Source organism: Sinomonas atrocyanea (genome assembly GCF_030811715.1).
Classification (GTDB): domain Bacteria; phylum Actinomycetota; class Actinomycetes; order Actinomycetales; family Micrococcaceae; genus Sinomonas; species Sinomonas atrocyanea_A.
The window spans coordinates 69,902-95,618 of sequence record NZ_JAUSRH010000005.1 but is presented as its reverse complement, the minus strand read 5'-3'; the positions used below and the strand labels follow the sequence as shown (position 1 = coordinate 95,618).

Here is a 25,717-nt window from a genome sequence, read left to right as displayed (position 1 = left end):
ACGATTGGTGGGCCCTGCCCCTCCATCACTACCCTTGCGGTGATGGCCCTCACAAGGGGCCGCCCACGAATCAGGCAAGGAGAACCCGTGGCCAACGGCGTCCGCGACATCGAAGAGTCCATCCGCACCGACCTGCGCGGTGCGATGACCTACGGCAGGTACCTCGACCTCGAGCGGCTCCTGCACGCCCAGCATCCGGTGAGCGCCCCCGAGCACCACGACGAGATGCTGTTCATCATCCAGCACCAGACCTCGGAGCTGTGGCTCAAGCTCGTGCTCCACGAGCTGCGCGAGGCCCGCGCGCGCTTCGCCGCCGATGACCTCGGCATGGCCCTCAAGTGCCTGGCCCGGGTCAAGGCGATCCAGAAGCAGCTCACGGACCAGTGGACCGTGCTGGCCACGCTCACCCCGCGCGAGTACGCGCAGTTCCGAGGCTTCCTCGGCAACGCCTCGGGCTTCCAGTCGTACCAGTACCGCGCCGTCGAGTTCATCCTCGGCAACAAGCACCGGCGCATGCTCGAGGTCTTCTCCTCCGAGCCCGAGGCCCGGGCGCTGCTCGAGGGGCTCCTCGCGGAGCCGACCGTCTACGACGAGTTCCTGCGCGCCGTGGCCCGCGCGGGCTACGCGGTGCCCGCGGAGATCCTCGAGCGGGACGTCACCGAGCCGTGGACCCTGCGGCCGGACCTCGTGCCGGTCTTCCGGCAGATCTACGAGTCCGACGACGCCCCGTGGGGCCTCTATGAGGCGTGCGAGGCCCTCGTGGACGTTGAGGACAACGTCCAGTTCTGGCGCTTCCGGCACCTGCGCACCGTCCAGCGGACCATCGGGTTCAAGACGGGCACGGGCGGATCCTCCGGCGTCGGCTTCCTCCAGCGCGCCCTGGACCTGACGTTCTTCCCCGAGCTGTACGCCGTCCGCACCGAGATCGGAGCCTGACCCGTGAGCATGGACGCCCCCGAGTCCGACGACGCCCTGGCCGCCGCCGCGGGCGACCTCACCGCCGCCGCGCTCGACGCCGCCGACCCCCTCGCGCGGTTCCGCGACCGCTTCCTCCGCCCGGCCGGCCCGAACGGCGAGGCCGTGGTGGCCTACCTCGACGGGAACTCGCTCGGCCGCCCGCTCGCGGAGACGCCCGCGAAGCTCGCCGAGTTCGTGGCCGGGCCGTGGGGCGAGCGGCTCATCCGCGCCTGGGACGAGGAGTGGATGGACGAGCCGACGGCCGTGGGCGACCGCCTCGGCGAGGTGGTCCTCGGCGCCGCGCCCGGCCAGACGATTGTCGCCGACTCGACCTCAGTCCTGCTCTACAAGCTGCTCCGCGCGGCACTGGACGCGCAGGCCGCCGCGGGGGAGGGGCGCACCGAGATCGTCCTCGACCGCGACAACTTCCCCACCGACCGGTTCATCGTCGAGGGCATCGCCGCCGAGCGCGGCGCCCGGATCGTCTGGATCGAGGCGGATCCCGTCACGGGGGTGCGCCCCGCCGACGTCGCGGCCGTCGCGGGGCCGCGCACCGCCGTCGTGCTCCTCTCGCACATCGCGTACCGCTCGGGGTTCATGGCCGACGCCGCCGCCATCACCCAGGTGGCGCACGACGCCGGGGCGCTGATCCTGTGGGACCTCTGCCACTCCGCCGCCTCTGTGCCCGTGGAGCTGGACGCGTGGGGCGCGGACCTCGCGGTCGGGTGCACGTACAAGTACCTCAACGGCGGCCCCGGTGCGCCCGCGTTCGCGTACGTCCGCTCCGAGCTCCAGGGCCGCCTCCGCCAGCCGATCTGGGGATGGATGGGCGCCGCCGACCCGTTCGGGATGACCCACGCCTACGAGCCGGCCGCGGACGTGCGCCGGTTCATCACCGGCACGCCGCCGATCCTCGCGATGCAGCCGCTCAAGCACATGCTCGAGCTCGTCGCCGAGGCCGGCATGGACGCCATCCGGGCCAAGTCGGTGGCCCTGACCGAGCGGGCCCTCGCCCTGCACGACGAGCTCCTGGCCCCGCTCGGCGTGGAGCTGGCGAGCCCGCGGGACCCGGCCGAGCGCGGCTCGCACATCACCGTGAACCACCCGCGGTTCCGCGAGGTCACGGCCCTGCTGTGGGAGCGCGGGGTCATCCCCGACTTCCGGCCGCCGCACGGGCTGCGGATCGGGCTCTCGCCGCTGAGCACCTCGTTCGCGGAGCTGCAGGCGGGCATGGAGGCCATCCGCGACGCCCTCGAGCACCTCGCCTGACCACGCACCACCCACCGGAGACCCCACAACGCAGGGACATGACCTCACAACGCAGGGACATGACCCCACAACGCAGGGACATGACCCCACAGCGTTGGGGGGTCATGTCCCAGCGTTGAGGAGTCACCTCCGCCCGGTTCGGGGGTCACCTCCGCCGCGTTGAGGGGTCCCTGGCGACCGGCCTACGTCCCCGAGCGCGGGGCGAACATGATGACCGCGACGCCGGCCAGGCACACGAGCGCCCCGACCAGGTCCCAGCGGTCGGGGCGGAAGCCGTCCACCACGACGCCCCACGCGAGGGACCCCGCCACGAACACGCCCCCGTAGGCCGCGAGGACGCGCCCGAAGTTGGCATCCGCCTGGAAGGTGGCGACGAACCCGTAGATCCCGAGGGCGATGACGCCGAGCCCGGCCCACCACCAGGGCCGGCCCTCGCGCACGGCCTGCCACACGAGCCACGCCCCGCCGATCTCCGCGGCGGCGGCGAGGACGAACAGGACGGCGGTCTTGAGGATGCCCACCCGCCCATGATGCCCCAGCGCCGACGGTGCCTCAGCCCAGCAGGTCCTCCACGAGCCCGCGGCACAGCCGGTAGGCCTCGTGCGCCGGGTCGATCACGGCCATGTGGTCGCCGCTGGTCACGTGCAGGACGGCGGGATCCCCGGCCGCGCGGGCCGCGGCCACGTAACCCTCGGAGAGGGCGAACGGCACCGCGTCGTCCTCGAGCGAGTGCACGGCATGGACGGGCACGCCGATCGGCAGCGCGTGCATCGGGTCGGCGACAGCGAACGCCGCCGCGAGCTCCGCCGAGTCCGTCGACGCGCCGCCCATGAGGTTCCGCGCCGCCTGATCGCTGAGCCCGCGGGCCTCCGCTTCGGCGAGGCTCAGCACACCGGCCTGGCTCACGACGCCGCGCAGCGGCACCCGGGGCCCCTCGCCCGCAGCGCCCGCGCCCGGTGCGCCCGCGGGGAGCCGATGGCGCCCCGCGGCCCAGACGGCGAGGTGGCCGCCGGCCGAGTGCCCCAGGCCCACCACCCGCCCGGCCGAGACGAGCTCCGCGAGCCGCGCGGCGTCGTCGTCCGCGAGCAGGCCCAGGCCCGGCACGTCGGCGAGCCGGTCGATCCCGGCGGCGACGTCGAGGAACGTGGCCGGCCACCCGCCGTCGCCCGCGGTGCGGGTGCCGTCCGGCCCGTCGGAGGCCGCCCGGCGGTACTCGAGGTTCCACGCGGCGATGCCGTGCGCGGCGAGGTCGCGGGCCGCCGGGACGCCGAGCTCGGCCGTGTACCGGTCCCGCCAGTAGCCGCCGTGGATCACGACGGCGATCCCGCGCCACCCGCCGCCGTCGCGGCCGCCGCCGGGGCCGGCCAGCGTGCCGGGAGCCGGAAGGTACAGGGCGCCCCACTGGTCGGGATGGGGGCCGTAGGGGATGCGGAGGGGATCGGGCGCCATGGTCCTCACCGTAGCCGCAGCTGCGGCCTCCGGCGCCGACGCCGCGGGCGAGCTTGTATCCTCGAAGGGCTGGGAGCGGAAGCTGTGGGGGAGGAACGTGGCGGCGACACGCGGGACGGCAGGCCGGACGGGGCTGCTCAAGGCCCTGGGGGTGACCGGGGAGCTGCTGATCACGTTCGCACTGATCATCGGGCTCTTCATCGTCTGGTACGCGTACGTCAACCCCTGGGTCGTGGGGCTGCGCCAGGACAAGGTGGCCGCCGAGCAGAGCAGGCAGCTCACGCAGCAGCTCATGGCCAAGCCTCAGGCGGCCCCGCACGCGGGCCCTGCCCCGAAGCCCTCGGGCGGCACCCCCGGACCGAAGGCCGCTCCGGCCGCCGCGACCATTCCGGTCGCCGCCGAGCCTGCGGCCGTCGCGGACACGATCGGTGTCATCTACATCCCACGCCTGGGCGAGGGCTGGCGCCGGATCGTGAGGCAGTCCGTGGACACCGAGCGGGTCCTCAACAGCGTCACGGCGGGCGTGGGCCACTACACCGGGACGGCCATGCCCGGCGGCCAGGGGAACTTCGCCGTGGCCGCCCACGACATCGGCTACGGCAACAGCTTCCTGAACCTGAGCAAGCTCCGCCTCGGCGACAAGGTCTACATCCAGACCTCCTTGGGCTGGTACACGTACACGTTCCGCAACTTCCAGTTTGTGCAGCCGGACGCGATCGACGTCCTCAATGCCGTGCCCACCGTGTCCGGGGCAGCCGCGCGCGAGCGCTTCATCACTCTGACAACCTGCTATCCGGCGATCTTCCCGCCGCTCGAGCGGCTCGCGGCCTACGGCACCTTCGTGGGCTTCGACACGGCCCCGCCCGCGGCGCTCGCCCCCATCCTTGCGAAGGACGGCTGACGTGTACCGAGCCCTGTGGAGGTCCCTCCCCGGACCCGTACTCGTCCGGGTCCTGGTCCTCGCCCTGATGGTCGCGGTGCTGCTCATCGTCCTCGACCAGTGGGTCTTCCCGTGGCTGGCCGCGACCTTTGTGGACGACCAGACGACGATCGGCAGGGGGGCGTGAGGACGCCCATGGGCAGCCGGATGAAGAACCTCGTGTGGGCGGCCGTGGTGGCCGTGCTCCTGGCAGTCGGCGGGATCGGCCTCGCCGGCGCGCTGCAGGGCGTCGACCTCGGCGCGGCGGCCCGCGGCTCTGCTGCGGGGCCGACGGCGGCCCCCAGCGCGCCGCCGGGATCCGGTGCAGCCACCAGCGCACCGGCCGCCCCGGCTCCCACCGCCTCGCCCGCGCGCAGCCTGAGCCGGTTCGATCCGAGCGCCTCGGCGGCGGAGAACCTCGGGCTGTTCACGCGGACCCTGGAGGGCGCGGCGCGGTCGGCGTCGTCCTCCTCGGTCGACGCCGCCACCCTCACCGGAGCGCTGGCGGCCGCGGGGTTCGCCCCGTCGGCGATGCAGCGCAGCGCGGACCAGACGAGCGCCAACCTCCAGGCCCCCGTGCTCACCGTCTCGGTCCGCGTGGGCGGCGACTGCCTCATGGGGCAGTTCGTCAGGTCGGACGCGAGCATCTCGACGGAGGTCGCGGCGCCCGTCGCGCAGGGGACCTGCCTGATCGGACGCCAGCCGAAGGCCTGAGCCGTCCCTGGGCCTCGAGGAACCCGGCGGCGTCAGATCGCCAGGGTGAGCAGGACGCCGAGCCCGTTGAACACCACGTGCCCCACGATCGCGCCGCCGAGCCGCTGGGTCGCCGCCGCGACCGCCCCCGCCAGGAGCGCGAAGAGGAACGTCGAGAGGCCGGTGAGGACCGCCTCGCCCGGGGTGCCTGCCAGCAGCAGCGCGTGGACCAGGGCGAACGCGGCCGCGGTGATGACGACGGCGGCTGCCCACCTCGCCGCGGCGGAGAACCTTCCGAGGGCGGCGGCGAGGGAGCGCAGCACGAGGCCGCGGAAGTACGTCTCCTCGAGGATCGGCGCGATCACTACGGGCGCGATGATCCCGAGGGCGACCGCCTGGACGCCGAGACCGCCGATCGAGCTCAGGGTGGGCTGGGGAGCCAGTCCGGTCGATCCGGTGGCGAGGGTCCGGATGAGCGCGTCCGCCGCGCGGGCGAGACACCCGATCCCCACCCCCCACAGGAGGTCGATCGCGCGGAAGCGCAGGCCGAGGTACGCCGCCGCGTCGCGCACGGTCTGCCCGGCGAAGCTCAGGATGAGTGCGAGGACGAGCGGGACCCAGACGAGCACGTAGGCGGCGACCCCCAGCAGGGCGGGGTCGAGGTGGGCGGCCGCCGCGGCCTCCACCGTCCAGCCGCACAGCACCGCCGCGACCAGCCCGAACCCAGCCCACACGAGGCGCGGCACGCGGCGGCGGGTCTTCGTGACCATGGTCCTCCACTCACAGGGCGGCCCGAAGGCCGTCATCGCGGGTATCCGGCGCCCGGCGGCGCACGGATCGAAGGCTACCACCGGGTCCGTCGTCCGGGTCCCGTAGGATGGCGGTGCCGAACGTCGCCGCCACGGCGGGCGCGCAAGCGCCGTTGCGTTCGCTGCCGTGTGGCCCAGGGGGAAGGACCAGCAGTTGCGCCGGAGAAGGTCGTCGCCAGAGGCGCGCGCTGAGGTCCCCTCCGAGAGCGGACGACGGCGCGTGGCCGGCTCGCGCTCCGGCACTCGCCGCCTGCGCTGGCCGCGAGGGCGGAAGGGGGCGTGGGCCACCGGTGCCGCGGCCGCCGTGCTGCTCCTGCTGGCGTGCTGCGCCTGGCTCGGGGTGCGGGCGTTCCTGGCCCAGAAGGAGATCGGCGAGGCCCAGCGCCTGGCCAAGGTGGTCCAGACCCAGGTGGTCGCGGGCCAGGGCAGCGAAGCCCAGGAGTCCGCCCGCCAGTTCGCGGCCCACGTCGACGCCGGACGCTCCTACGTGGGAGACCCGATCTGGAGCCTCGCGGGCCACGTGCCGTTCGTGGGCAGCAACTTCTCGACCGTCTCCCGGCTCGCGGACATCCTCGGCACGGTCACGCACCAGGCGGTGCTGCCCCTGGCCGACGTCGCGGGCACCATCAGCCCGGCCACCCTGAAGCCATCCCACGGCGCCGTGGACCTGAAGCCGGTCTCGGCAGCGCGGCCCGCCATCGTCCAGGCCGACAAGGCCCTCCAGGATGCGTCCACCCAGCTCGCGGCGCTCACGCCCGGGGCCGGGACCCTGCCCCCCGTCCGCGACGGGCTCGAGCGCTTCAGGGCCGTGGTGGGCGAGGCGGCGCAGCAGGTCTCCGCCGCGGACACGGCCACGAGCGTGCTTCCCGCGATGCTGGGCAGCGAGTCCCCGCGCACCTATCTGGTGATCTTCCAGAACAACGCAGAGCTGCGGGCCACGGGCGGCATCCCCGGCGCCGCCGCCGAGGTCCGGGTCGACCACGGGAAGATCACCCTGGGGCGGCAGGCGGCCGGGAAGAACATCGGACCCTTCGAGGAACCCGTCCTGCCGCTGACGGACCAGACCCAGGGCCTCTACGAGCCGATCACCGGGCAGTACTTCCAGGACGTGAACCTCACCCCGCAGTTTCCGCTGAGCGCACGCCTCGCCACCGAGATGTGGCGGCGGCAGTTCGGGCAGAAGGTGGACGGCGTCCTCTCCCTCGACCCCGTGGCCCTCGGCTACCTGCTGAAGGCGACCGGGCCGGTCAAGCTCCCGGGGGGAGAGACCATGGACAGCGGCAACGCGGTGAAGCTGCTCCTCAGCGAGGCGTACGCCGACTACCGCGTGGTGCAGCAGAAGGACGAGTTCTTCGCCACGGCCGCGGCGACCGTGTTCCAGAAGGTCTCCGCCGGAGGCTTCCAGCCGAAGGCCATGCTCGATGCCCTGGGCCACGCGGCCTCGGAGCGCAGGCTCCTCGCATGGAGCCCCAAGAAGCAGGAACAGGACGCGATCGCCGCTGCGGACCTCTCCGGCTGGCCGCCCGCCTCGAGCTCTTCCAAGGATTCCTTCGGCGTGTACCTCAATGACGCGACCGGGGCGAAGATGGACTACTACCTCCGCGAGGCCTATCGGGTCGGCGGGGCCATGTGCCGCCAGGACGGCAGGCCCACGTGGCAGGTCGAGGTGACCCTGACGAGCGTCGCTCCGCCGGACGCGGCAACGGCCCTGCCGAGGTACGTGACCGGCGGCGGCGTGTTCGGCGTCCCGGCGGGCGAAGTGAAGACCCAGGTGAACGTCTACGCCCCCCAGTCCGCCGTCTTCCTCGGCGCCTGGAAGGATTCGAAGTCCTTCAACGTGCACCGCGACGCCGACGCCGGCTACCCCGTCGCCCAGACGTACGTCTCCCTTGCACCCGGCGCCTCGACGACCCTTCGCTTCCAATTCCTCGGCGACGAGCACTCGGAAACAACGCCCGGATTGATTTCGACACCAACTGTTAATAAGGGCGCCTTTTCCCAAGCGGCTCTTTCATGCAAAGATGTAGCTCGGTAACGTGTCCGTGTAGCGCCTTAGTCGCGGGCGGTTGCAGAACTGACTGTTAACTATCAATCCTTCTGGGGGAGCCTCGTGATGCTGAAGAAAGCCCTCGCAGTCCTAGCCGTCGCCTTCGCGGCGCTGGTTGCTGCGCCGTCCGCCGCCAACGCCGCCTATGTTGTGAGCAACAACATCACCGTCGCAGGCGATGCGACGCCCGGTGGCACGGTGACCGTCAACTTCGCCGCTGGCTCCTTCGCCCCGAACGAGGAGGTCAGCGCCTCCGTGAGCGGGAACACGCCGGTGACCCTCTCGGTGGTGAAGGCTGCCGTCACCACCCAGTTCACCAAGCAGGCCTCCGCGACCGGTGCCGTGTCCTTCAATGTCACCCTTCCGGCTGACGCCTCGGGCACCTACACCCTGACCGCCAAGGGCCTCACCTCGGGCAACATCGGCACGGCCACCATCACGGTTGTCCCGGCCGCCGTTGCCAACACCGGCACGAGCGCCTCGATGGGCAACGCCGGTGGCGCCGCCCTGGCCGAGACGGGTGCCTCGCTCCCGATGCTCATGGTCTGGATCGGTGCCGGCGCCCTCGTCCTCGGCGTCGCGATCGTCGCGACCCTGGGCTTCGTGCGCAAGCAGCGCCGCGCCTGATTTCCTGACGCGGAACGACCCGGTGGCCTCTCGGCCGCCGGGTCGTTTTCTGTCTGCGGGCGCCTTCCGGCGGCCGGCCCGCGGCGATGACCCGGGTTCTCGGCGGGGCATTTCCGGAGTTTTCGGGCGGGGTAGCGCCTCACCCCTTGCCCGGACACGGTGCCCGTGCTCATCCCTTCCTCGTCCGGCTGCCCGGGACCGTGGGCTGGTCCTGGCCGTGGGCCCTCGCCAGCAGCCACACGCCGACCACCGCGGCGGCCCCGGCGGCGAGGAAGCCCGCGAAGGCGGCCGGAGGGGCGGCGTCGGCCTCGCCGAGGACCGCGATGCCGAGGCCTACGGCGGTCATCGGGTCCACGACGGTCAGGCCGGCCACGACGAGCTCGTCGCTGCCGCCGGCGTGCGCCTTCTGGACGAGCCGGGCACCGACCACGACGGCCACGCCGAGCCCCGCCACTCCCACAAGGGAGAGCCACGCGAAGTCTCCCTGCTCGAGACGGCCGATCACGGCCTTCACGAGGGTAGCGACGAACCCGTAGAGCACGCCGGCCGCGCCCGTGGACAGGGTGGCGCTGGGATGCTGGCGGTTGCGGGCACCGACGAGCAGTCCCGCGGCGACGGCCACCGCGAGGAGGATCAGGATCGTGCGCAGGTGCTGATCGCTGATCTCGACGTCCTGGGCCGAGGTCGAGGCCACGGCGACGAAGGTCGCGATGCCGGCGACGCTGAGGAGGATCGCCGCCGCCTGCCGCCGGCCTGGCGGCCGGTTGGCCGCACGCGCGTTGACGAGCGCGGTCACCACGAGCGCCGCGGCGCCGATGGGCTGGACCACCATGAGGGGGGAGAACCGGAGGGCCGCGAGCTGCAGCAGCACGGCCGCGCCGAGCATCGTGGTCCCGCCGAGCCAGACCGGCCTGCGCACGAGGGCCCGCAGGCTCGTCTCCCGCATTCCGTGCGCCCCGACGCCGCGGCCCTGGAAGATGGTTCCGAACGCGAGGAAGACGGCGCCGAGCAGTGCGATGGGAATCCCGAACCAGTGGGTCGAGGAGAAGACCTTCGCCGCGTGGCCCGCAGCCACGGCTGCCATCAGCATCTGCGGGGACTACCCGCAGCGGGGCGCGGTGAAACGAGCGAGGTCTCCAGCAGCACTCAGCTTCTTCCGTTGATCGGAAGTTCTATAGATCACACTGGCCGCCCGGACCTACATTGGCAGGACAGCCTCGCACGGTCTCGGCACTTCCTTTTGTTCGCATGACGAACACTTGTACAGGATGCGAACATCGCGCTACCCTGAAGCAGGATGCCAGGCGAAGCGCGGGGCACTCTGCTGAGAAACGACTCTGCAAGGAAGCTAGAGGAGGAGAGCCCATGGGCGAGCCCGTCAAGTCGTCGGACGCCGCGGCTGACAATCAGGCGATCGTCAGCCAGGAGATCCGGGACATCGAGGAGTCCTACAAGGCCGGGCGGGCTGCAGGCGCCGCCGCCGAGACGCAGCCGCGCGTCGACTACGCCCCGTACCGCAGCTCGATCCTGCGGCACCCCACCAAGAGCCTGCACCACGCCGACCCCGAGACGATCGAGCTCTACAGCCCGGCGTTCGGCCACCAGGACGTGCACGCGCTCGAGTCCAACCTGACCATCCAGCACAACGGCGAGCCGCTCGGCGAGCGCATGGTGCTGCGCGGCAAGGTGCTCGACGGCGCCGGCCGCCCCGTCGCAGGCCAGCTCGTCGAGATCTGGCAGGCCAATTCGGCCGGCCGCTACATCCACAAGCGCGACCAGCATCCGGCCCCCATCGACCCGAACTTCACGGGCGTGGGCCGCTGCATCACCGGGCCCGACGGCTCCTACGAGTTCCTCACCATCAAGCCCGGCCCCTACCCGTGGAAGAACCACCTCAACGCATGGCGCCCCGCTCACATCCACTTCAGCCTCTTCGGCACGGAGTTCACGCAGCGCATGGTCACCCAGATGTACTTCCCCGGCGACCAGCTGTTCCCGCTCGACCCGATCTATCAGTCGATCGTGGACCAGGACGCCCGCGACCGCCTCATCGCGAAGTACAACCATGACCTGACCTCGCCCGAGTGGGCGCTCGGCTACGAGTGGGACATCGTGCTCACCGGCCCGAAGCGCACTTGGACCGAGAACGAAGCCTACGGAGAGCAGGGCGACGATGAGCACTGAGACCAGCACTTCCCGAGACCTGACGGCAACCCCCGCGCAGACCATCGGCCCGTTCTACGGGTTCGCGCTGCCGTTCGAGAAGGGCGGCGAGCTCGTCCCACCCGGCTCCCCGGACAGCGTCGCACTGCACGGAACGGTGCTGGACGGCCACGGCGACCCGATCCCGGACGCCCTGCTGGAGATCTGGCAGGCCGACGCCAAGGGCAACGTGGTCGCCGAGACCGGCTCGCTGGTCCGCGACGGCCGCACCTTCACCGGCTGGGGCCGCGTCGCGGTGGGCAACACGGGCAAGTACGTCTTCACGACCGTCAACCCGGGCCCGACCGAGCCGGGCAAGGCCCCGTTCATCGCCGTGACCGTGCTGGCCCGCGGCCTGCTGAACCGCCTGTTCACCCGCGTGTACCTGCCCGAGGACACCGAGGCCCTCGCGAACGATCCCGTCCTGTCCGCCCTCGAGCCCGCCCGCCGCAAGACGCTCATCGCCGAGCGCCTCGCCGACGGCTCGCTCCACTGGGACATCCGGCTGCAGGGCGAGGACGAGACCGTGTTCCTCGACTTCCACGGCCAGGCCTAGCCCGGGGCGAGGAAGAAGCGATGACGGTTCCCGCTGCCCCCGGCCCCGCTGCCCCCGGCCCGGCCAGTCCTGACCCGGCCAGTCCTGACCCGGCCGACGTCGGCCTGCTCGCCCCCGTCTGGGCCTCGCCGTCCGTCGCGGTCCCCACGGGTGACGCCGCGTTGGTCGCTGCGATGGCCGACCTCGAGGCGTGCTGGGCCGAGGCACTCGAGGCCGCGGGCCTGGCGGGCCAGGGCGCGGGAGCTTCCGTCCGCTCGGTGACGCGGTCGGCCTCCTTGAGCCCGGCCGCGCTCGCTGAGGCGGGCCAGGGCGGCGGGAACCCCGTCATCCCCCTCGTGAAGGCGCTGCGGGCCGCGGTCGCCGCTGCGGACCCGGACGGCCCCGGGAAGGGCGCGGTCCACCAGGGCCTCACGAGCCAGGACGTGCTCGACTCGGCACTGCAGCTCGTGGCCCGGCGCGCCGTGGTGGGCATCTCTGCCGACCTCGCGGGGGCCGCCGACGCCCTCGCGGACCTCGCGGCGCGGCACCGGGACACCCCGCAGGTGGCCCGCACGCTCGCGCAGCACTCGCTCCCCTCGAGCTTCGGCCTCAAGGCCGCCAACTGGCTCCAGGGCGTGGCCCATGCGGAGGACCGGCTCGCCGCGCTGCGGTTCCCGATCCAGTGCGGGGGAGCGGCGGGCACCAACGCCTCGCTCGTCGCGCTCGGAGCCGAGCCCGCCTCGCTCGCCGCCGACTGGGCGCGCCGGGCGGGCCTGGACGCGGCCGTCGCGCCGTGGCAGTCCTTCCGCGGGCCCGCCACCGACCTCGCCCATGCGCTCGCCGCCGCCTGCACGGCCGCTGGACACGTGGCCAACGACGTCATGCTCCTCTCGCGCCCCGAGATCGGGGAGCTGGGCGAGCCGCTGGCCGCCGGGCGCGGCGTCTCCTCGGCGATGCCGCAGAAGCAGAACCCGGCCCTCTCGACCCTCATCCGCTCCGCCGCGCTCCAGGCCCCGGCCCATGCCGCGCAGGTCGAGCTCGCCGCGGCCCTGTCCGAGGACGAGCGCACCGGCGGCGCCTGGCACACCGAATGGCCGGCCCTCCGCACGCTCCTGCGCCTGGCCTCGGGCGCCGCGGCCGCCCTGCGCGAGCTCGCCGAGGGCCTGCGGGTCTTCCCCGAGCGCATGCGCGCCAACCTTGCGCTCTCCGGGCCGCTGCTGACGAGCGAGCGGATCATGCTCGAGCTCGCCCCCGTCGCCGACGGCGGCCGCGAGGGCGTCCAGTCCGCCGTCGACGCCGCGATCGGCGTGGCCAGGGACGGCGCCGGCCCCGACGAGCAGGCGAGGGTGCTGCGCGAGGCGCTGCGCGGCGTCGTGCGCCCGGACCAGGTCAGCGACGCGCGCCTGGACGAGCTGCTCGACCCGGCGGGCTACCGCGGCGACGCCGCCGGGATCGTGGACCGCGTCCTCGCCGACTACGAAGCCACCGCGGCCCAGCGCCGCGAACCGCTGCGGGGCCAGCTCCACAGGGCCTGACCCCGCTCCACGCTGAACCCTGAACCGTGACATCCAGTGACACCCGACCGAAAGGACGAGCACGTGAGCGTGCCGAAGATCAAGGCCGTGCGGCTGAGCCCGCGCGAGCAGCTCGGGGAGAAGGAGCTCGTGGTGCTCGGGCCCTCCCTCGGGACCTCGACCGTGATGTGGGACGACGCCGCGCGCCTCCTCGGCGACGACTACGACATCCTCGGCTGGGACCTGCCCGGCCACGGCATCTCGCCCGCAGCGGACCCGGACACGGAGTTCAGCGTCGGCGAGCTCGCGGACGCGGTCGTGGCCCTCGTCGACTCGATCATCCCCGCCCAGGACGGACACCCGGTCCGCTTCCACTACGCCGGCGACTCGGTGGGCGGGGCGACGGGCGCGGAACTGGCCCTGCGGCATCCCGAGCGGCTGGCGAGCCTGGCGATGTTCTGCTCGTCGGCCCGCTTCAACGGGGCCGAGGGGTACGCCGAGCGCGCCGACCAGGTCGCGAAGCAGGGCACGGCGGTCCGTCTGCAGGCCTCCGCCGAGATCTGGTTCGCCCCCGGGTTCCTCGGCTCCCACCCGACCGAGTCCTCGCGACTCCTCCACACCCTGCGCGACGCCGACCGGTTCGGCTACGCCGCCGTCTGCCGCGCCATCGCCGCCTACGACGTCCGCGACCGCTTCGGGGAGATCGCCGTCCCGTTCCTCGCCGTCGCCGGCGAGTTCGACTCCGTCTGCCCCATGGCTGACGCCCGCTGGATGGCCGAGCACGCCCAGGACGGCACCGCCGTCGAGATCCCCGGCGTGGCCCACATCGCCCCCACCGAGGACCCGGCGCTCGTCGCCGACCTGCTCCGCAAGCACTTCGCCGCTGCCGCCCGCCCCGTGCGCGGCACCGAGGCCGGGCAGGAGGCGCGATGAGCCTCCAGCAGGTCGGTGAGAACTGGGTCCCGCGGGAGCAGGCCGGGGCCGTTCAGCCGGACGCGACCCAGCGCGAGCTGTACGACGGCGGCATGGCCGTGCGCCGCGAGGTCCTCTCCGACGAGCACGTGGACCGGGCCAACGCCAACACCACGGAGTTCACCGCCGAGTTCCAGAACATGATCACCCGCATCGCCTGGGGCGGCATCTGGACCCGGCCCGGCCTCAGCCGCCAGATGCGCTCGGTCGCCGTGCTCACCGCGATGATCGCGCACGGGCACTGGGACGAGTTCGCGATGCACGTCCGCGCCGCCCTCCGCAACGGGCTCACCCGGGACGAGATCAAGGAGGTGATCCTGCAGAGCGCCATCTACTGCGGGGTCCCCTCGGCCAACACCGCCTTCAAGGTGGCCCAGAAGACCCTCGATGCGATCGAGACCCTCGATGGGATCGATGAAGATCAGACAACCAAGGACCAGAACTCATGACTGAAGCCTTCGTCTACGACGCCATCCGCACCCCGTTCGGCAAGTTCGGCAGCGGCCTGGCCGGCGTGCGCCCCGACGACCTCGCGGCCCACATGGTCCGCTCGATCGTGGACCGCGCCCCGGGCCTGACGCCCGAGGCGCTCGAGGGAGCCGACGGCCGGGGCGCGATCGACGAGGTCATCTTCGGCAACGCCAACGGCGCCGGCGAGGAGAACCGCAACGTGGCCCGCATGGCCACCCTCCTCGCGGGCCTGCCCGTCTCGATTCCCGGCACCACCGTCAACCGGCTGTGCGGCTCCTCCCTCGACGCCGCGATGATCGCCTCGCGCCAGATCCAGGTGGGCGACGCCGACGTCATGCTCGTGGGCGGCGTCGAGTCGATGTCCCGCGCCCCCTGGGTCCTGCCCAAGACCGAGAAGCCCTACCCGGCCGGGGACATGACCCTCGCCTCGACCACGCTCGGCTGGCGGCTCGTGAACAGGAATATGCCCGCCGAGTGGACCGTGTCCCTCGGCGAGGCGACCGAGCAGCTGCGCGAGCGCTTCTCGATCGGCCGCGAGCGCCAGGACGAGTTCGCCGCCCGCTCGCACAACCTCGCGGACGCCGCGTGGAACGCCGGCTTCTACGACGACCTCGTGGTCCCGGTCCCGGGCACCGACCTCACCCGCGACGAGGGCATCCGCCCCGGCTCCTCTGCAGAGAAGCTCGGCGGCCTCAAGACGGTGTTCCGCAAGGACAACGGCGACCGCTCCGGTACGACGGCGGGCGGCACCGTCACCGCCGGCAACGCCTCCCCGCTCTCCGACGGCGCCTCCGCCGTGCTGCTCGGCTCCGAGGCCGCCGCGGGCACGCTCGGCTTGGAGCCGATCGCCCGCATCGCCGGCCGCGGTGCAGCCGCCAACGAGCCGCAGTACTTCGGGTTCGCGCCCGTCGAGGCCGCGAACCGGGCCCTCGCCAAGGCGGGGATCGGCTGGGACGAGGTGGGCGCCGTCGAACTCAACGAGGCCTTCGCCGCCCAGTCCCTCGCCTGCGTGGACGCGTGGAAGATCGACCCTGAGATCGTCAACCAGCACGGCGGCGCGATCGCGATGGGCCACCCCCTCGGCGCGTCCGGCGGCCGCATCCTCGGCACGCTCGCCCGCTCGCTCCAGCGCAGCGGCCAGCGGTGGGGCGTCGCGGCCATCTGCATCGGCGTGGGCCAGGGCCTCGCAGTGGTGCTCGAGAACGTCAACGCGAAGTAAAGGGACCGGCATGGCACACACACTGGAATTCAAGGACACCGCCGCGGAGGCCGTGGCGGCCGTCCAGGACGGCTCGACCGTCATGATCGGCGGGTTCGGCAACGCCGGCCAGCCCTTCGAGCTCATCGACGCGCTGCTCGCCAGCGGCGCGAAGGAGCTCACCGTGGTCAACAACAATGCCGGCCAGGCCGACGAGGGCCTCGCGCTCCTCATCAAGGAGGGCCGCGTGAAGAAGATGATCTGCTCCTTCCCGCGGCAGAGCGACTCGTGGCACTTCGACGCGAAGTACCGCGCCGGGGAGATCGAGCTCGAGCTCGTCCCGCAGGGCAACCTCGCCGAGCGCATCCGCGCCGCGGGCGCCGGGATCGGCGGCTTCTTCACCCCGACCGGCTACGGCACCATGCTCGCCGAGGGCAAGGAGACGCGCTTCCTCGACGGCAAGTGGCAGGTCTTCGAGACCCCGATCCACGCCGACGTGGCCCTCATCAAGGCCCTCAAGGCGGACGGCAAGGGCAACCTCGTCTACCGCAAGACGGCCCGCAACTTCGGCCCGATCATGGCCGCCGCGGCGAAGCACACCGTGGTGCAGGTCTCCGAGGTCGTGCCCGTCGGCGGCCTCGACCCGGAGAACGTGATCACCCCGGGCATCTATGTCAACACGATCGTGAAGGTGGGCTGAACGCATGGGCGAGCAGACGACGTCGGACATCACCTCGGCAGGCACCGTCCCCCAGACGAGCGACGCGCCCCTGGGCCGCGACGACATGGCCAAGCTCGTCGCGAAGGACATCGAGCCGGGCTCGTTCGTGAACCTCGGCATCGGCCAGCCGACCAACGTGTCCAACTACCTCACCGAGGAGCAGGACGTCACCCTGCATACCGAGAACGGCATGCTCGGGATGGGCCCCGTCGCGGTCGGCGACCAGATCGACCAGGACCTCATCAACGCCGGGAAGATCCCCGTGACCGAGCTGCCGGGTGCGAGCTACTTCCACCACGCCGACTCGTTCGCGATCATGCGCGGCGGCCACCTCGACGTGTGCGTGCTCGGCGCGTTCCAGGTCTCCGCCACCGGCGACCTCGCGAACTGGCACACCGGCGCCCCGGACGCGATCCCGGCCGTGGGCGGGGCGATGGACCTCGCGACCGGCGCGAAGGACGTCTACGTGATGATGACGCTGCTGACCAAGGACGGGAAGTCCAAGCTCGTCCCCGAACTGACGTACCCTGTGACCGGCGTGGGCCGCGTGACCCGGGTGTACACGGAGAAGGCCGTCTTCCTCATCACCGAGGAGGGCGTGCGCGTCCGCGAGACGTTCGGCATCAGCTTCGAGGACCTCCAGGGCCTCGTGGACGTGCCCCTGCTGCCCGCCGCCTGAGCGACGGAAAGGTGTCCACGGTGGAGTTTCCGGTGGTTGAGCGGAGCGACGCGGAGTCGAAACCCGGCGACGCCTTCGTGCAGTCGCTCGCGCGCGGGCTCGCCGTGGTCCGCGCGTTCGACGCCGAGCACCAGGAGATGACCCTCTCCGAGGTCGCCGCCCGGACGGCGCTCACGCGGGCCACGGCCCGCCGGTTCCTCCACACGCTCGTCGAGCTGGGGTACGTGCGCACGGACGGGCGTTCCTTCTCGCTCACCCCGCTCGTGCTCCAGCTCGGCTACGCGTACCTCTCCGGGCAGCGGCTGCCCGAGCTCGCCCAGCCGATCCTCGAGGAGCTCTCGCACCGGCACGGCGAGTCAACCTCGCTCGCGATCCTCGACGGCACCGACATCGTGTACCTGGCCCGGATCCACACGCGCCGGATCATCTCGGTGGGCATCTCGCCCGGCACCCGCTTCCCCGCGCACGCGACCTCGATGGGCCGCGTCCTGCTGGCGGCCCTCACGCCGGCCGAGCTCGCCGCCTACTTCGCCCGCGCGGAGCTCGCCCCGCTCACGCCCCGCACCCTGACCTCGCGCGCGGCGATCGAGGCCGAGGTGGGCCGCGTGCGCGAGGCGGGGTACGCCGTCGTCGACCAGGAGCTCGAGGTGGGCCTCCGCTCGCTCGCGGTCCCGGTGCTCGGGGCGGACGGGCGCACGGTCGCGGCGATCAACATGGCGCTCTCCGCCCGGATCGATGGCGACGGCCGGGATGCCGGCCGCGACGCCGAGGTTGCACGCCTCGTGCCCGAGCTGCAGGCGGCGGCCGCGTCGATCGCCGAGGCGGCCCGCGCGGTAGGGGCGGCCTGACGCGGGGGTCCGTTCGCACCCGGGCTCGTTCAGCGGCTCCAGCTCGTTCAGTGACATGTGAGTGATCAAGGAGGACACGGCAATGGCACTTCTCGATGACGCCGCCCTGTGGGGCGGCAAGGTGAACATCGGCGGCTGGACGGAGGCGGCGGGCGGCACGCACGACGTCGTCGAGCCGGCCACCGGGTCCACGCTCGGCTCGGTGGGGGCGGCCTCGCGCGAGGACGTCTACCGGGCGGCCCGGGTCGCGGCGGAGGCCCAGCGCGCGTGGGCGGCCAAGAAGCCCGAGGAGCGGGCGGCGGTGCTGCGCCGGGCCGGCCAGCTCTGGGAGGACCACGCCGCGGAGGTCCAGGACTGGATCGTCCGGGAGTCCGGCGGCATCCCGCCCAAGGCGCAGCTCGAGACCCACATCGCGGCGAACGAGTGCTACGAGGCCGCGGCCCTGCCCTCGCACCCGCACGGCGAGGTCCTGACCTCCGACGAGGACCGGTGGTCCTTCGCGCGGCGGCGACCGGTCGGCGTCGTGAGCGTGATCGCGCCGTTCAACTTTCCCCTCATCCTGTCCATCCGCTCGGTCGCGCCGGCGCTCGCGCTCGGCAACGCCGTGCTGCTCAAGCCGGATCCCCGCACTGCCGTGTGCGGCGGCGTGACGCTCATGCGCGTGTTCGAGGAGGCAGGGCTGCCTGCGGGCGTGCTCTCGCTCCTGCCCGGCGGCGCCGAGACCGGCCAGGCCGTGGTCGAGGCCCCCGAGGTCCGGGTCGTCTCCTTCACCGGTTCCACGGCGGCGGGCCGGAAGGTCGGCGAGGCGGCGGCGCGGCTGCTCAAGCGCGCGCACCTCGAGCTCGGCGGGAACAATGCGCTCATCGTGCTCCCGGGCGCCGACCTGCCCAAGGCCGCGTCCGCGGGGGCCTTCGGGTCGTTCATGCACCAGGGCCAGATCTGCATGACCACCGGCCGGCACTTCGTCCACGAGACCGTGTACGAGGACTACGTTGCCTCGCTCGCCGAGAAGGCCGAGCACCTTCCCGTGGGCGATCCCGCCACCGGGCACGTGGCCCTCGGCCCGATCATCGACGAGCGGCAGCGGGACCGCATCCACGGCATCGTCGAGGCCTCGGTGGCCCAGGGCGGGCGGCTCGCGGCCGGCGGCAGCTTCGAGGGGCTGTTCTACCGGCCCACCGTCCTGGCCGACCTCGACCTCGACAACCCCGCCTTCGCCGAGGAGATCTTTGGCCCCGTGGCCCCCGTGACGAGGTTCTCGAGCGTGGACGAGGTCGTGGACCTGGTCAACGCCAACGAGTACGGCCTGTCCGTGGGGATCCTCGGCGACGTCGGCACGGCAATGCAGATCGCCGACCGCGTCCACTCCGGCAAGGTCCACATCAACGAGCAGACCGTCTCGGACGAGGCCAACGCACCGTTCGGCGGCGTGGGCGCCTCCGGCACGGGCGCCCGTTTCGGCGGGGCCACGGCCAACATGGAGGCGTTCACCGAGGTCCAGTGGCTCACCATGCGGCCGGAGATCGCGCCCTATCCGTTCTAGACCCTGCCTCGGCGCTGGCGGCGGGGTGGCGGCGAGCAGAACGACACAACTCAGGCGGCCCAGGCCCCGTTTCGGGGGCAGGAGCCGCCTGAGTTGTGTCGAAATGCCCGGGCCTCAGCCGACCGGCTGGGCCTGCGGCGAGGTGAGGCGGGTGAGGGCGTCGATGTCCCGCACCGCGCCCTTGTCCGCCGAGGTGGCCATGGCCGCGTAGGCGCGCAGGGCCGCCGAGACCGGACGCTCGCGGTTCGCCGGGTGGTAGCCGGTCGTGGCCTCGAGCCGCTCGCGGCGCGCGTCGAGCTCCGAGGCGTCGACCACGAGCTCCATCGAGCGGTTCGGGATGTCGATCCGGATCAGGTCCCCGTCTTCGACGAGGGCGATCGTGCCGCCCGAGGCCGCCTCCGGGGAGATGTGCCCGATCGAGAGGCCGGAGGTGCCGCCGGAGAAGCGGCCGTCCGTGATGAGCGCGCACTTCTTGCCGAGGCCGCGGCCCTTGAGGAACGAGGTGGGGTAGAGCATCTCCTGCATGCCCGGGCCGCCCTTGGGGCCCTCGTAGCGGATCACCACCACGTCGCCCTCCCTGACCGTCTTGTTGAGGATCTTCTCGACGGCCTCCTCCTGCGACTCGCACACGACCGCGGGGCCCTCGAAGGTCCAGATGGACTCGTCCACGCCGGCGGTCTTGACCACGGCGCCGTCCACGGCGACGTTGCCGCGGAGCACCGCGAGGCCGCCGTCCTTCGAGTACGCGTGCTCGACCGAGCGGATGCAGCCGCCCTCGGCGTCCGTGTCGAGCGAGGTCCACTCGTTCGACTGCGAGAACGCGGTCGAGGACCGCTGCCCGCCCGGGGCCGCGTGCCAGAGCTGCTGGGCCTCGTCGGTCGCCTTGCCGCCGCGGATGTCCCAGGCGTCGAGCCACGACGCGAGGTCGGGGGAGTGGACCGAGCGGACGTCCGTGTGCAGGAGGCCGCCGCGGTTGAGCTCGCCGAGGAGGGCCGGAATGCCGCCTGCGCGGTGCACATCCTCCATGTAGTACGTCTTGTCCTTGGCCACGTTCGGGGCGACCTTCGCCAGGCACGGGACCTTACGGGACTTCGCATCGATCTCGGCCAGGCCGTACTCGACGCCGGCCTCCTGGGCGGCGGCGAGCAGATGCAGGATTGTGTTGGTCGAGCCGCCCATGGCGATGTCGAGGGCCATGGCGTTGTCGAACGCCTGCGCGGTGGCGATGGAGCGCGGGAGGGCGGAGGCGTCGTCGTCCTCGTAGTAGCGCTTGGCGAGGTCGACGACGGTGGCGCCCGCCCGCTCGTAGAGCGCCTTGCGGGCGGTGTGGGTCGCGAGGACGGAGCCGTTGCCCGGGAGGGAGAGGCCGATGGCCTCGGTGAGGCAGTTCATCGAGTTGGCCGTGAACATGCCCGAGCAGGAGCCGCAGGTGGGGCAGGCGTTCTGCTCGATGAGGTCGATGTCGGCGTCCGAGATGGATTCGTCGACGGCGTCGGAGATCGCGTTGACGAGGTCGAGGGAGCGGACCGAGCCGTCGGTGAGGGTCACGCGGCCGGCCTCCATGGGGCCGCCGGAGACGAAGACCGTGGGGATGTTCAGGCGCAGGGCGGCCATGAGCATGCCCGGGGTGATCTTGTCGCAGTTGGAGATGCACACGAGGGCGTCGGCGCAGTGGGCGTTGACCATGTACTCGACCGAGTCGGCGATGAGGTCGCGGGACGGCAGCGAGTAGAGCATGCCGCCGTGGCCCATGGCGATGCCGTCGTCCACGGCGATGGTGTTGAACTCGCGCGGCACGGCGCCCGCGGCGAGGATCGCGTCGGAGACGATGCGGCCCACCGGCTGCAGGTGCGTGTGGCCCGGGACGAACTCGGTGAAGGAGTTGGCGACGGCGACGATCGGCTTCCCGATGTCCGAGTTGGCGACGCCGGAGGCGCGCATCAGTGCGCGGGCGCCGGCCATGTTGCGGCCATGGGTCACGGTACGGGAGCGAAGAGCTGGCATGGGACGAGGCTTTCACGCGCGCGCGGGCGCCTGCCAGACGGCAGCGATACTAGTAGTGAAACTGCTAGCGTTCGAGGAGGCCTCCCGTGGACACCGCCACGCCCGCCGAGACGCGCCGCAAGGAGCTGGGCGCCTTCCTGCGCTCCCGCCGCGAGCGGGCCGTGCGCGCCGACTATGACCTGCCGCCCGTCGGCCGTGGCCGCATCGTGGGGCTCCGGCGCGAGGAGGTCGCCTTCCTCTCCGGCGTCTCGGTCACCTGGTACACGTGGCTCGAGCAGGGCCGGGACATCCACCCGTCCCGCCAGGTGCTCGATGCCGTGGCCGTGAACCTGCGGCTCAGTGCTCCCGAGCACGACTACATCCTGGGACTCAGCGGCTTCGCGCCGGCGCCCCGCGAGGTTCCCGGCTCCCCGGAGCCGGTCCCCGAGCACGTCCAGCACCTGCTCGACGCGCTCGACCCCTCGCCCGCGTTCGCCGTGACCTCGACGTGGGACATCGGCGCCTGGAACAGCGGGTACGAGGCGCTTTTCCCGGGCATCGCCACCGTGCCCGCCCGGGACCGGAACCTCCTGCGGCTCACCTTCACCGACCCCTACGTGCGCGGGATGCTGCCCGACTGGGAGGTCACGGTGCGCAGCTTCCTCGCCGACTACCGCGCCGAGGCGGGCTCGCACGCCGACCGGGCCGCGCACGTCGAGCTCGTGACGCGGCTGCGCGAGGACTCTGCGGACTTCGCCCGGGCGTGGGACGACCACGAGGTGCGCCGCTTCGCCTCCCGGGCCAGGACCTTCCTCCACCCCGTGGCCGGGCGGCTGGACTTCGAGCAGCACCAGCTCGTGCCTGCCGACGCGCCGACGCTGCACATCGTGGCCTACCTGCCCGCGCCCGGTTCCGACACGGGGGAGCGGATGGCGAAGCTTGTGGGCGGGCGCGCAGCCGGTTCCTGAGGGTGCGGCGGCAGCCCCTCAGTTGAAGGTGGTCTTCGGATCCTCGCTGCCGTAGCGGGACAGGATCAGCGCGGCGACGTCGCGCAGCTTCTGGTTCCGGTTCATCGACGCGTTCTTGAGGACATCGATAGCCTCGTCCGCCGAGCAGTTGGACTGGGCCATGATCACCCCGGCCGCGAGGTTGATCGCTGTGCGGGACTCGAGGGCTGACTCGAGGTCCGACACGCGGTCGGTCTCGCGGGCGAAGCGCACCGCGAGGTGGACCGAGCGGGACGCCAGCGAGGCGAGTTCCTCGGCGCGCGCGCGGAGCTCGTCGGGGAAGCCCTCAGGCTCGGCCGAGTAGCAGTTGAGCGCGGCCTCGGCATCGGCGGAGGTGGGCAGCGGGATCGGCGTGGCGAAGACCGAGCGGAGGGGAGACCCGGCAACCGCGGCCCGATACCGCGGATACCGTGTGGTCGTGCTGAGATCGGGCACGTAGACCGTGCGGCCCGTGGCCACGGCCTCGGAGCAGGGGCCCTCGCCGCTCGCGTACTGCAGCTCGTCCATCGCATCCGCGATCGGGTCGCTGCTGCCCGCGGTGGCACGCCGCCCGTGCCGGCCCACCGTCACGCTGCACGTGACGGTCCCGGGGACGGTCGTGTCCTTCGAGAGGTCCTCGGCGGCGACCACGGCAACCCGCGCCAGAAACGAGGCAAGGTCAACACTCCCGAGGAACAGGTCGAGGAGCTCGTCCTCCTGCGCCCGGGCCAGTACAGCTTCCGGACCCTGTCCGGCCATGGTCTCGCCCATGATCTCGTCCATGCCGTCCATACCGGCCTCACCTCCTTGCGCGGGGCCCTCGCTGTGGCCCCGTATGATGCGATGCCAAGCCTACGCCGTTCCAACCCGGGTGGAGGGGGCCACGGACCCGGATGACGGAGGCCGCGGCCCGCGCGTCTTCCCGCCGCCTACCCCGCCTTCCGGTGGATCGACTTGTAGGTCAGGTAGGCGCCGAGGCCCTCGATTCCGTACTCCGTTCCGAGCCCGGAATCGTGCCGGCCGCCGAACGGCGCCGAGTGGTTCGAGGCGAAGAAGTTGATGCCGATCGAGCCGGTGTCCACGCGGTCGGCGACGGCCAGGGCCGCCTCCGGGTCCGCGGAGAACACGAGGCCGCCGAGCCCGAACTCCGTGTTGTTCGCCAGTGCCACGGCCTCGTCGACCCCGCGGGACGGGGACGCGTCGTCGTACTTCAGGATCGTCAGGACGGGGCCGAAGATCTCCTCCCGGGCGACCCGCATCGAGGGGATGACGTCGGCGAAGACGGTCGGCTCCACGAAGTAACCGTCCTCGAGGCCGCCGCCCAGAGACGCGGCACGCCCACCGGTCACGGCCCGCGCGCCCTCGGCGAGGCCCGACTCGACGTATCCCAAGACGGTCTCGAACTGGGACTTCGTGGCGTTCGGCCCGAACACGGTCGCCGGGTCGAGCGGGTCGCCCTGCGGCGCCGCCGCGATCACAGCGCCCGCCATGTCCACGACCTCGCGGTACCGCGATGCCGGCGCGAGGACGCGGGTGGAGATGTAGCAGGTCTGGCCCGTGTTGCGCATCGAGGACCGGATGAGCACCTTCGACATCGCGTCCAGGTCCGCGTCCGGCAGCACGATCGCGCTGGACTTCCCGCCCAGCTCGAGCGTGACCGGCCGCAGCAGCTCCCCGCACGCGGCCGCGATGCGCCGCCCCACCGGGGTCGACCCGGTGAACGCGACTTTGTCCACGCCCCGGTGCTTCACGAGCAGATCGCCCATCCGGCCCGACCCCGTCACGAGGTTGACGACGCCGGCCGGCACCCCCGCCGCCGCCACGGCGTCGACGATGAACCGGATCGACAGCGGCGTGGGCGAGGCCGGCTTGATGACCACCGTGCACCCCGCCAGCAGCGCCGGGGCGAGCTTGATGACCACGAGGTTGATCGGGAAGTTCCACGGCGCGATGAGCGCGCACACCCCCACCGGGTCGCGGCGCACCACGGACTCCTGGCCCGGCGCGAACGGGAACGGCCGCACATCCTCGCGCTCGAGGTACTCGGCGAGCGTCGCGAAGTAGCGGAAGATCCCGGCCGCGTTCGCCGCCGCCCCGCGCGTCTCGGTGATCGGCGAGCCGTTCTCGCGCGTGTTCGTCAGCGCGAGGTCCTCCGCGCGCGACTCGATCTCGTCCGCGATCCTCAGCAGGTACGCCGCGCGCTCGGAGGGGGAGAGGCGGGGCCAGGGGCCGGCGTCGAACGCGTGGCGGGCGGCGTGCACCGCGGCGTCCACGTCCTCCGCCGAACCGTCCGGCACCTCGCCCCAGACCTCGCCCGTGGCCGGGTCGGTGACCGGGTTGCGCCCGGCCGCCCGCGCGGGGATCCACGCGCCGTCGACGAAGACGTCGTCCACCCGCGTGTAGGGCAGGGCGAGGGCGGCGCGGCGCTCGCGGGCGTCGTGGACGGACGACGGCGAAGCCTCGCCTCCCGCGCTCGGCTGGACTGGCGTCGTGGTCATCGGAGCACTCCCGTCTGGAGCAGCGCGGTGGAGCGCGCGAGGTCGGTGGTGGCCATCTCGACGGCCGCGGCGGTGATGAGCTCGGGCACGATCTCGGCGGCGAGCCGGTCCGTGTAGGTGGCCGGGTCCATGCCGAACCACGAGGACGCGAGGGCGATCCCGGCGCGGTCGAACCGCCAGAGACGGTCGGCGTCGCGCATGAGGGCGTCCTCGAGGGAGTAGGCGACGTGGCGGGTGTCGTGCCCGTCGATGATCGCGGTGACCCGGCCGACGAACTCGTCCGTGTACCCGAGCCCGGGCAGCACCTCGCGGGCCACGAGGCAGCCCTGGTGCTCGTGCTCGTAGCGGATGGCGGCCTTGCGCCAGTCGCCGGTGAAGCCCTCGGAGAGGATGCGGGACTCGTCGACGCGGGCCCAGCCGGTGTCGTGCAGGAGGGTCGCGACGAGCACGAGCTCGCGGTCCGCGGCCGGATAGGCGTCGCACAGGCGCTCGGCGTAGGCGACCGAGAGGGGCAGGTGGATGTCGTTGCCGCGGGTGCGGGTGTACTCGACCACGGCCTTCCAGATCGGGTCGAGGCGCCCCCCGGGCCCGGCGGTGGCGGGCGTCTCGCAGATGGGTCGCGTGTCCACGGGCCCCTCGGCGGGGACGGGCCGCACGGGGTAGGCGGCGGCGAACGCGTCGGCGCGCTCGGCGTCGATGGCCGGCCTGTCGACGCTGGGCGGTGGGGCGCCCGCGGGCGCGCTCGCCTCCGGCGAAGCGAGGGTGGGGTGGTCAGTCATGGGGTCCTCCGGGGCAAG

26 protein-coding genes are annotated in these 25,717 nt (G+C 72.5%); 18 read left to right on the top strand and 8 right to left on the bottom strand.

The features are described 5' to 3' along the window. Window positions 1–42 precede the first annotated feature (42 nt). Window positions 43–936 (top strand): tryptophan 2,3-dioxygenase, encoded by an 894-nt coding sequence (gene kynA, locus J2W21_RS09895; RefSeq protein ID WP_307114344.1) that lies wholly within the window; start codon window positions 43–45, stop codon window positions 934–936. Between the two features lie 9 nt (window positions 937–945). Then, window positions 946–2,226, top strand: coding sequence for a kynureninase (kynU, locus tag J2W21_RS09890; RefSeq protein WP_307114512.1), 1,281 nt, complete (start codon window positions 946–948; stop codon window positions 2,224–2,226). Window positions 2,227–2,408: 182 nt separating this feature from the next. On the opposite strand, the gene J2W21_RS09885 is transcribed toward kynU, so the two are convergent. After that, window positions 2,409–2,747: a YnfA family protein gene (locus J2W21_RS09885; protein ID WP_307114343.1), complete on the bottom strand. Its 339-nt coding sequence runs from the start codon at window positions 2,745–2,747 to the stop codon at window positions 2,409–2,411. Window positions 2,748–2,778: 31 nt separating this feature from the next. Further along, window positions 2,779–3,675 (bottom strand): alpha/beta hydrolase, encoded by an 897-nt coding sequence (locus J2W21_RS09880; protein WP_307114342.1) that lies wholly within the window; start codon window positions 3,673–3,675, stop codon window positions 2,779–2,781. Here J2W21_RS09880 and J2W21_RS09875 point away from each other — a divergent pair. From J2W21_RS09875 to J2W21_RS09865, 3 genes are read left to right on the top strand one after another with little or no spacing between them, the layout of a single operon-like run. Beyond that, on the top strand, window positions 3,674–4,576 hold the full coding sequence (locus J2W21_RS09875; protein ID WP_307114341.1) for a class E sortase: 903 nt from the start codon (window positions 3,674–3,676) through the stop codon (window positions 4,574–4,576). The two genes, J2W21_RS09880 and J2W21_RS09875, sit on opposite strands and share 2 nt — an antisense overlap. A gap of 1 nt (window position 4,577) precedes the next feature. After that, complete coding sequence (locus J2W21_RS09870; RefSeq protein ID WP_307114340.1) at window positions 4,578–4,742, top strand: hypothetical protein; 165 nt, start codon at window positions 4,578–4,580, stop codon at window positions 4,740–4,742. A gap of 8 nt (window positions 4,743–4,750) precedes the next feature. Next, on the top strand, window positions 4,751–5,308 hold the full coding sequence (locus J2W21_RS09865) for a DUF6993 domain-containing protein (protein WP_307114339.1): 558 nt from the start codon (window positions 4,751–4,753) through the stop codon (window positions 5,306–5,308). A 32-nt stretch (window positions 5,309–5,340) separates the two neighbouring features. Here J2W21_RS09865 and J2W21_RS09860 read toward each other — a convergent pair whose 3' ends face one another. Beyond that, a complete protein-coding gene (locus J2W21_RS09860) occupies window positions 5,341–6,057 on the bottom strand; it encodes a CPBP family glutamic-type intramembrane protease (protein WP_307114338.1) in 717 nt (238 codons plus the stop codon). A 259-nt stretch (window positions 6,058–6,316) separates the two neighbouring features. Here J2W21_RS09860 and J2W21_RS09855 point away from each other — a divergent pair, with 259 nt between their 5' ends. Together J2W21_RS09855 and J2W21_RS09850 are read left to right on the top strand one after the other, a co-directional pair. Then, window positions 6,317–8,131, top strand: a complete 1,815-nt coding sequence (locus J2W21_RS09855) for a DUF4012 domain-containing protein (protein ID WP_307114337.1) — start codon at window positions 6,317–6,319, stop codon at window positions 8,129–8,131. Between the two features lie 78 nt (window positions 8,132–8,209). Further along, window positions 8,210–8,770 carry a hypothetical protein gene (locus J2W21_RS09850; protein ID WP_307114336.1) on the top strand — a complete coding sequence of 187 codons (561 nt, stop codon included), beginning with the start codon at window positions 8,210–8,212 and terminating at the stop codon, window positions 8,768–8,770. A 169-nt stretch (window positions 8,771–8,939) separates the two neighbouring features. Here the strand turns inward: J2W21_RS09850 and J2W21_RS09845 are convergent, their stop codons facing one another. Further along, window positions 8,940–9,860 (bottom strand): DMT family transporter, encoded by a 921-nt coding sequence (locus J2W21_RS09845; protein ID WP_307114335.1) that lies wholly within the window; start codon window positions 9,858–9,860, stop codon window positions 8,940–8,942. 275 nt (window positions 9,861–10,135) lie between these two features. On the opposite strand from J2W21_RS09845, the gene pcaH reads away from it, so the two are divergent. The 10 genes from pcaH to J2W21_RS09795 all read left to right on the top strand — a co-directional run bounded on the left by pcaH (window position 10,136) and on the right by J2W21_RS09795 (window position 19,453). Then, window positions 10,136–10,954 carry a protocatechuate 3,4-dioxygenase subunit beta gene (pcaH, locus tag J2W21_RS09840; protein ID WP_307114334.1) on the top strand — a complete coding sequence of 273 codons (819 nt, stop codon included), beginning with the start codon at window positions 10,136–10,138 and terminating at the stop codon, window positions 10,952–10,954. Then, window positions 10,944–11,528 (top strand): protocatechuate 3,4-dioxygenase subunit alpha, encoded by a 585-nt coding sequence (gene pcaG / locus J2W21_RS09835; protein WP_307114333.1) that lies wholly within the window; start codon window positions 10,944–10,946, stop codon window positions 11,526–11,528. Before pcaH ends, pcaG begins: the two co-directional genes overlap by 11 nt. A 20-nt stretch (window positions 11,529–11,548) precedes the next feature. After that, window positions 11,549–13,042, top strand: a complete 1,494-nt coding sequence (locus tag J2W21_RS09830; protein WP_307114332.1) for a lyase family protein — start codon at window positions 11,549–11,551, stop codon at window positions 13,040–13,042. Window positions 13,043–13,105: 63 nt separating this feature from the next. Next, entirely contained in the window at window positions 13,106–13,954 is an 849-nt protein-coding gene (locus J2W21_RS09825; protein WP_307114331.1) for an alpha/beta fold hydrolase, read from the top strand. Continuing rightward, window positions 13,951–14,442 carry a 4-carboxymuconolactone decarboxylase gene (pcaC, locus tag J2W21_RS09820; RefSeq protein WP_307114330.1) on the top strand — a complete coding sequence of 164 codons (492 nt, stop codon included), beginning with the start codon at window positions 13,951–13,953 and terminating at the stop codon, window positions 14,440–14,442. Before J2W21_RS09825 ends, pcaC begins: the two co-directional genes overlap by 4 nt. Further along, window positions 14,439–15,683 carry a thiolase family protein gene (locus J2W21_RS09815; protein ID WP_307114329.1) on the top strand — a complete coding sequence of 415 codons (1,245 nt, stop codon included), beginning with the start codon at window positions 14,439–14,441 and terminating at the stop codon, window positions 15,681–15,683. The genes pcaC and J2W21_RS09815 overlap by 4 nt, the downstream gene beginning before the upstream one ends. Window positions 15,684–15,693: 10 nt before the next feature. Then, complete coding sequence (locus J2W21_RS09810) at window positions 15,694–16,362, top strand: 3-oxoacid CoA-transferase subunit A (RefSeq protein ID WP_066501337.1); 669 nt, start codon at window positions 15,694–15,696, stop codon at window positions 16,360–16,362. A 4-nt stretch (window positions 16,363–16,366) separates the two neighbouring features. Then, a complete protein-coding gene (locus tag J2W21_RS09805) occupies window positions 16,367–17,062 on the top strand; it encodes a 3-oxoacid CoA-transferase subunit B (RefSeq protein WP_307114328.1) in 696 nt (231 codons plus the stop codon). A gap of 32 nt (window positions 17,063–17,094) precedes the next feature. Beyond that, a complete protein-coding gene (locus tag J2W21_RS09800) occupies window positions 17,095–17,910 on the top strand; it encodes an IclR family transcriptional regulator domain-containing protein (RefSeq protein ID WP_307114327.1) in 816 nt (271 codons plus the stop codon). A gap of 82 nt (window positions 17,911–17,992) precedes the next feature. Next, window positions 17,993–19,453 (top strand): benzaldehyde dehydrogenase, encoded by a 1,461-nt coding sequence (locus J2W21_RS09795; RefSeq protein WP_307114326.1) that lies wholly within the window; start codon window positions 17,993–17,995, stop codon window positions 19,451–19,453. 114 nt (window positions 19,454–19,567) lie between these two features. On the opposite strand, the gene ilvD is transcribed toward J2W21_RS09795, so the two are convergent. Beyond that, window positions 19,568–21,457, bottom strand: coding sequence for a dihydroxy-acid dehydratase (gene ilvD / locus J2W21_RS09790; protein ID WP_307114325.1), 1,890 nt, complete (start codon window positions 21,455–21,457; stop codon window positions 19,568–19,570). Between the two features lie 86 nt (window positions 21,458–21,543). On the opposite strand from ilvD, the gene J2W21_RS09785 reads away from it, so the two are divergent. Continuing rightward, window positions 21,544–22,404, top strand: coding sequence for a helix-turn-helix transcriptional regulator (locus tag J2W21_RS09785; protein WP_307114324.1), 861 nt, complete (start codon window positions 21,544–21,546; stop codon window positions 22,402–22,404). Between the two features lie 18 nt (window positions 22,405–22,422). On the opposite strand, the gene J2W21_RS09780 is transcribed toward J2W21_RS09785, so the two are convergent. The 3 genes from J2W21_RS09780 to J2W21_RS09770 form a co-directional block, all read right to left on the bottom strand. Next, a complete protein-coding gene (locus J2W21_RS09780; RefSeq protein ID WP_307114323.1) occupies window positions 22,423–23,214 on the bottom strand; it encodes a GAF and ANTAR domain-containing protein in 792 nt (263 codons plus the stop codon). Window positions 23,215–23,351: 137 nt separating this feature from the next. Then, window positions 23,352–24,920: an aldehyde dehydrogenase family protein gene (locus J2W21_RS09775; RefSeq protein WP_307114322.1), complete on the bottom strand. Its 1,569-nt coding sequence runs from the start codon at window positions 24,918–24,920 to the stop codon at window positions 23,352–23,354. Next, window positions 24,917–25,699 carry an HD domain-containing protein gene (locus J2W21_RS09770; protein ID WP_307114321.1) on the bottom strand — a complete coding sequence of 261 codons (783 nt, stop codon included), beginning with the start codon at window positions 25,697–25,699 and terminating at the stop codon, window positions 24,917–24,919. The genes J2W21_RS09775 and J2W21_RS09770 overlap by 4 nt, the downstream gene beginning before the upstream one ends. Window positions 25,700–25,717: the final 18 nt, after the last annotated feature.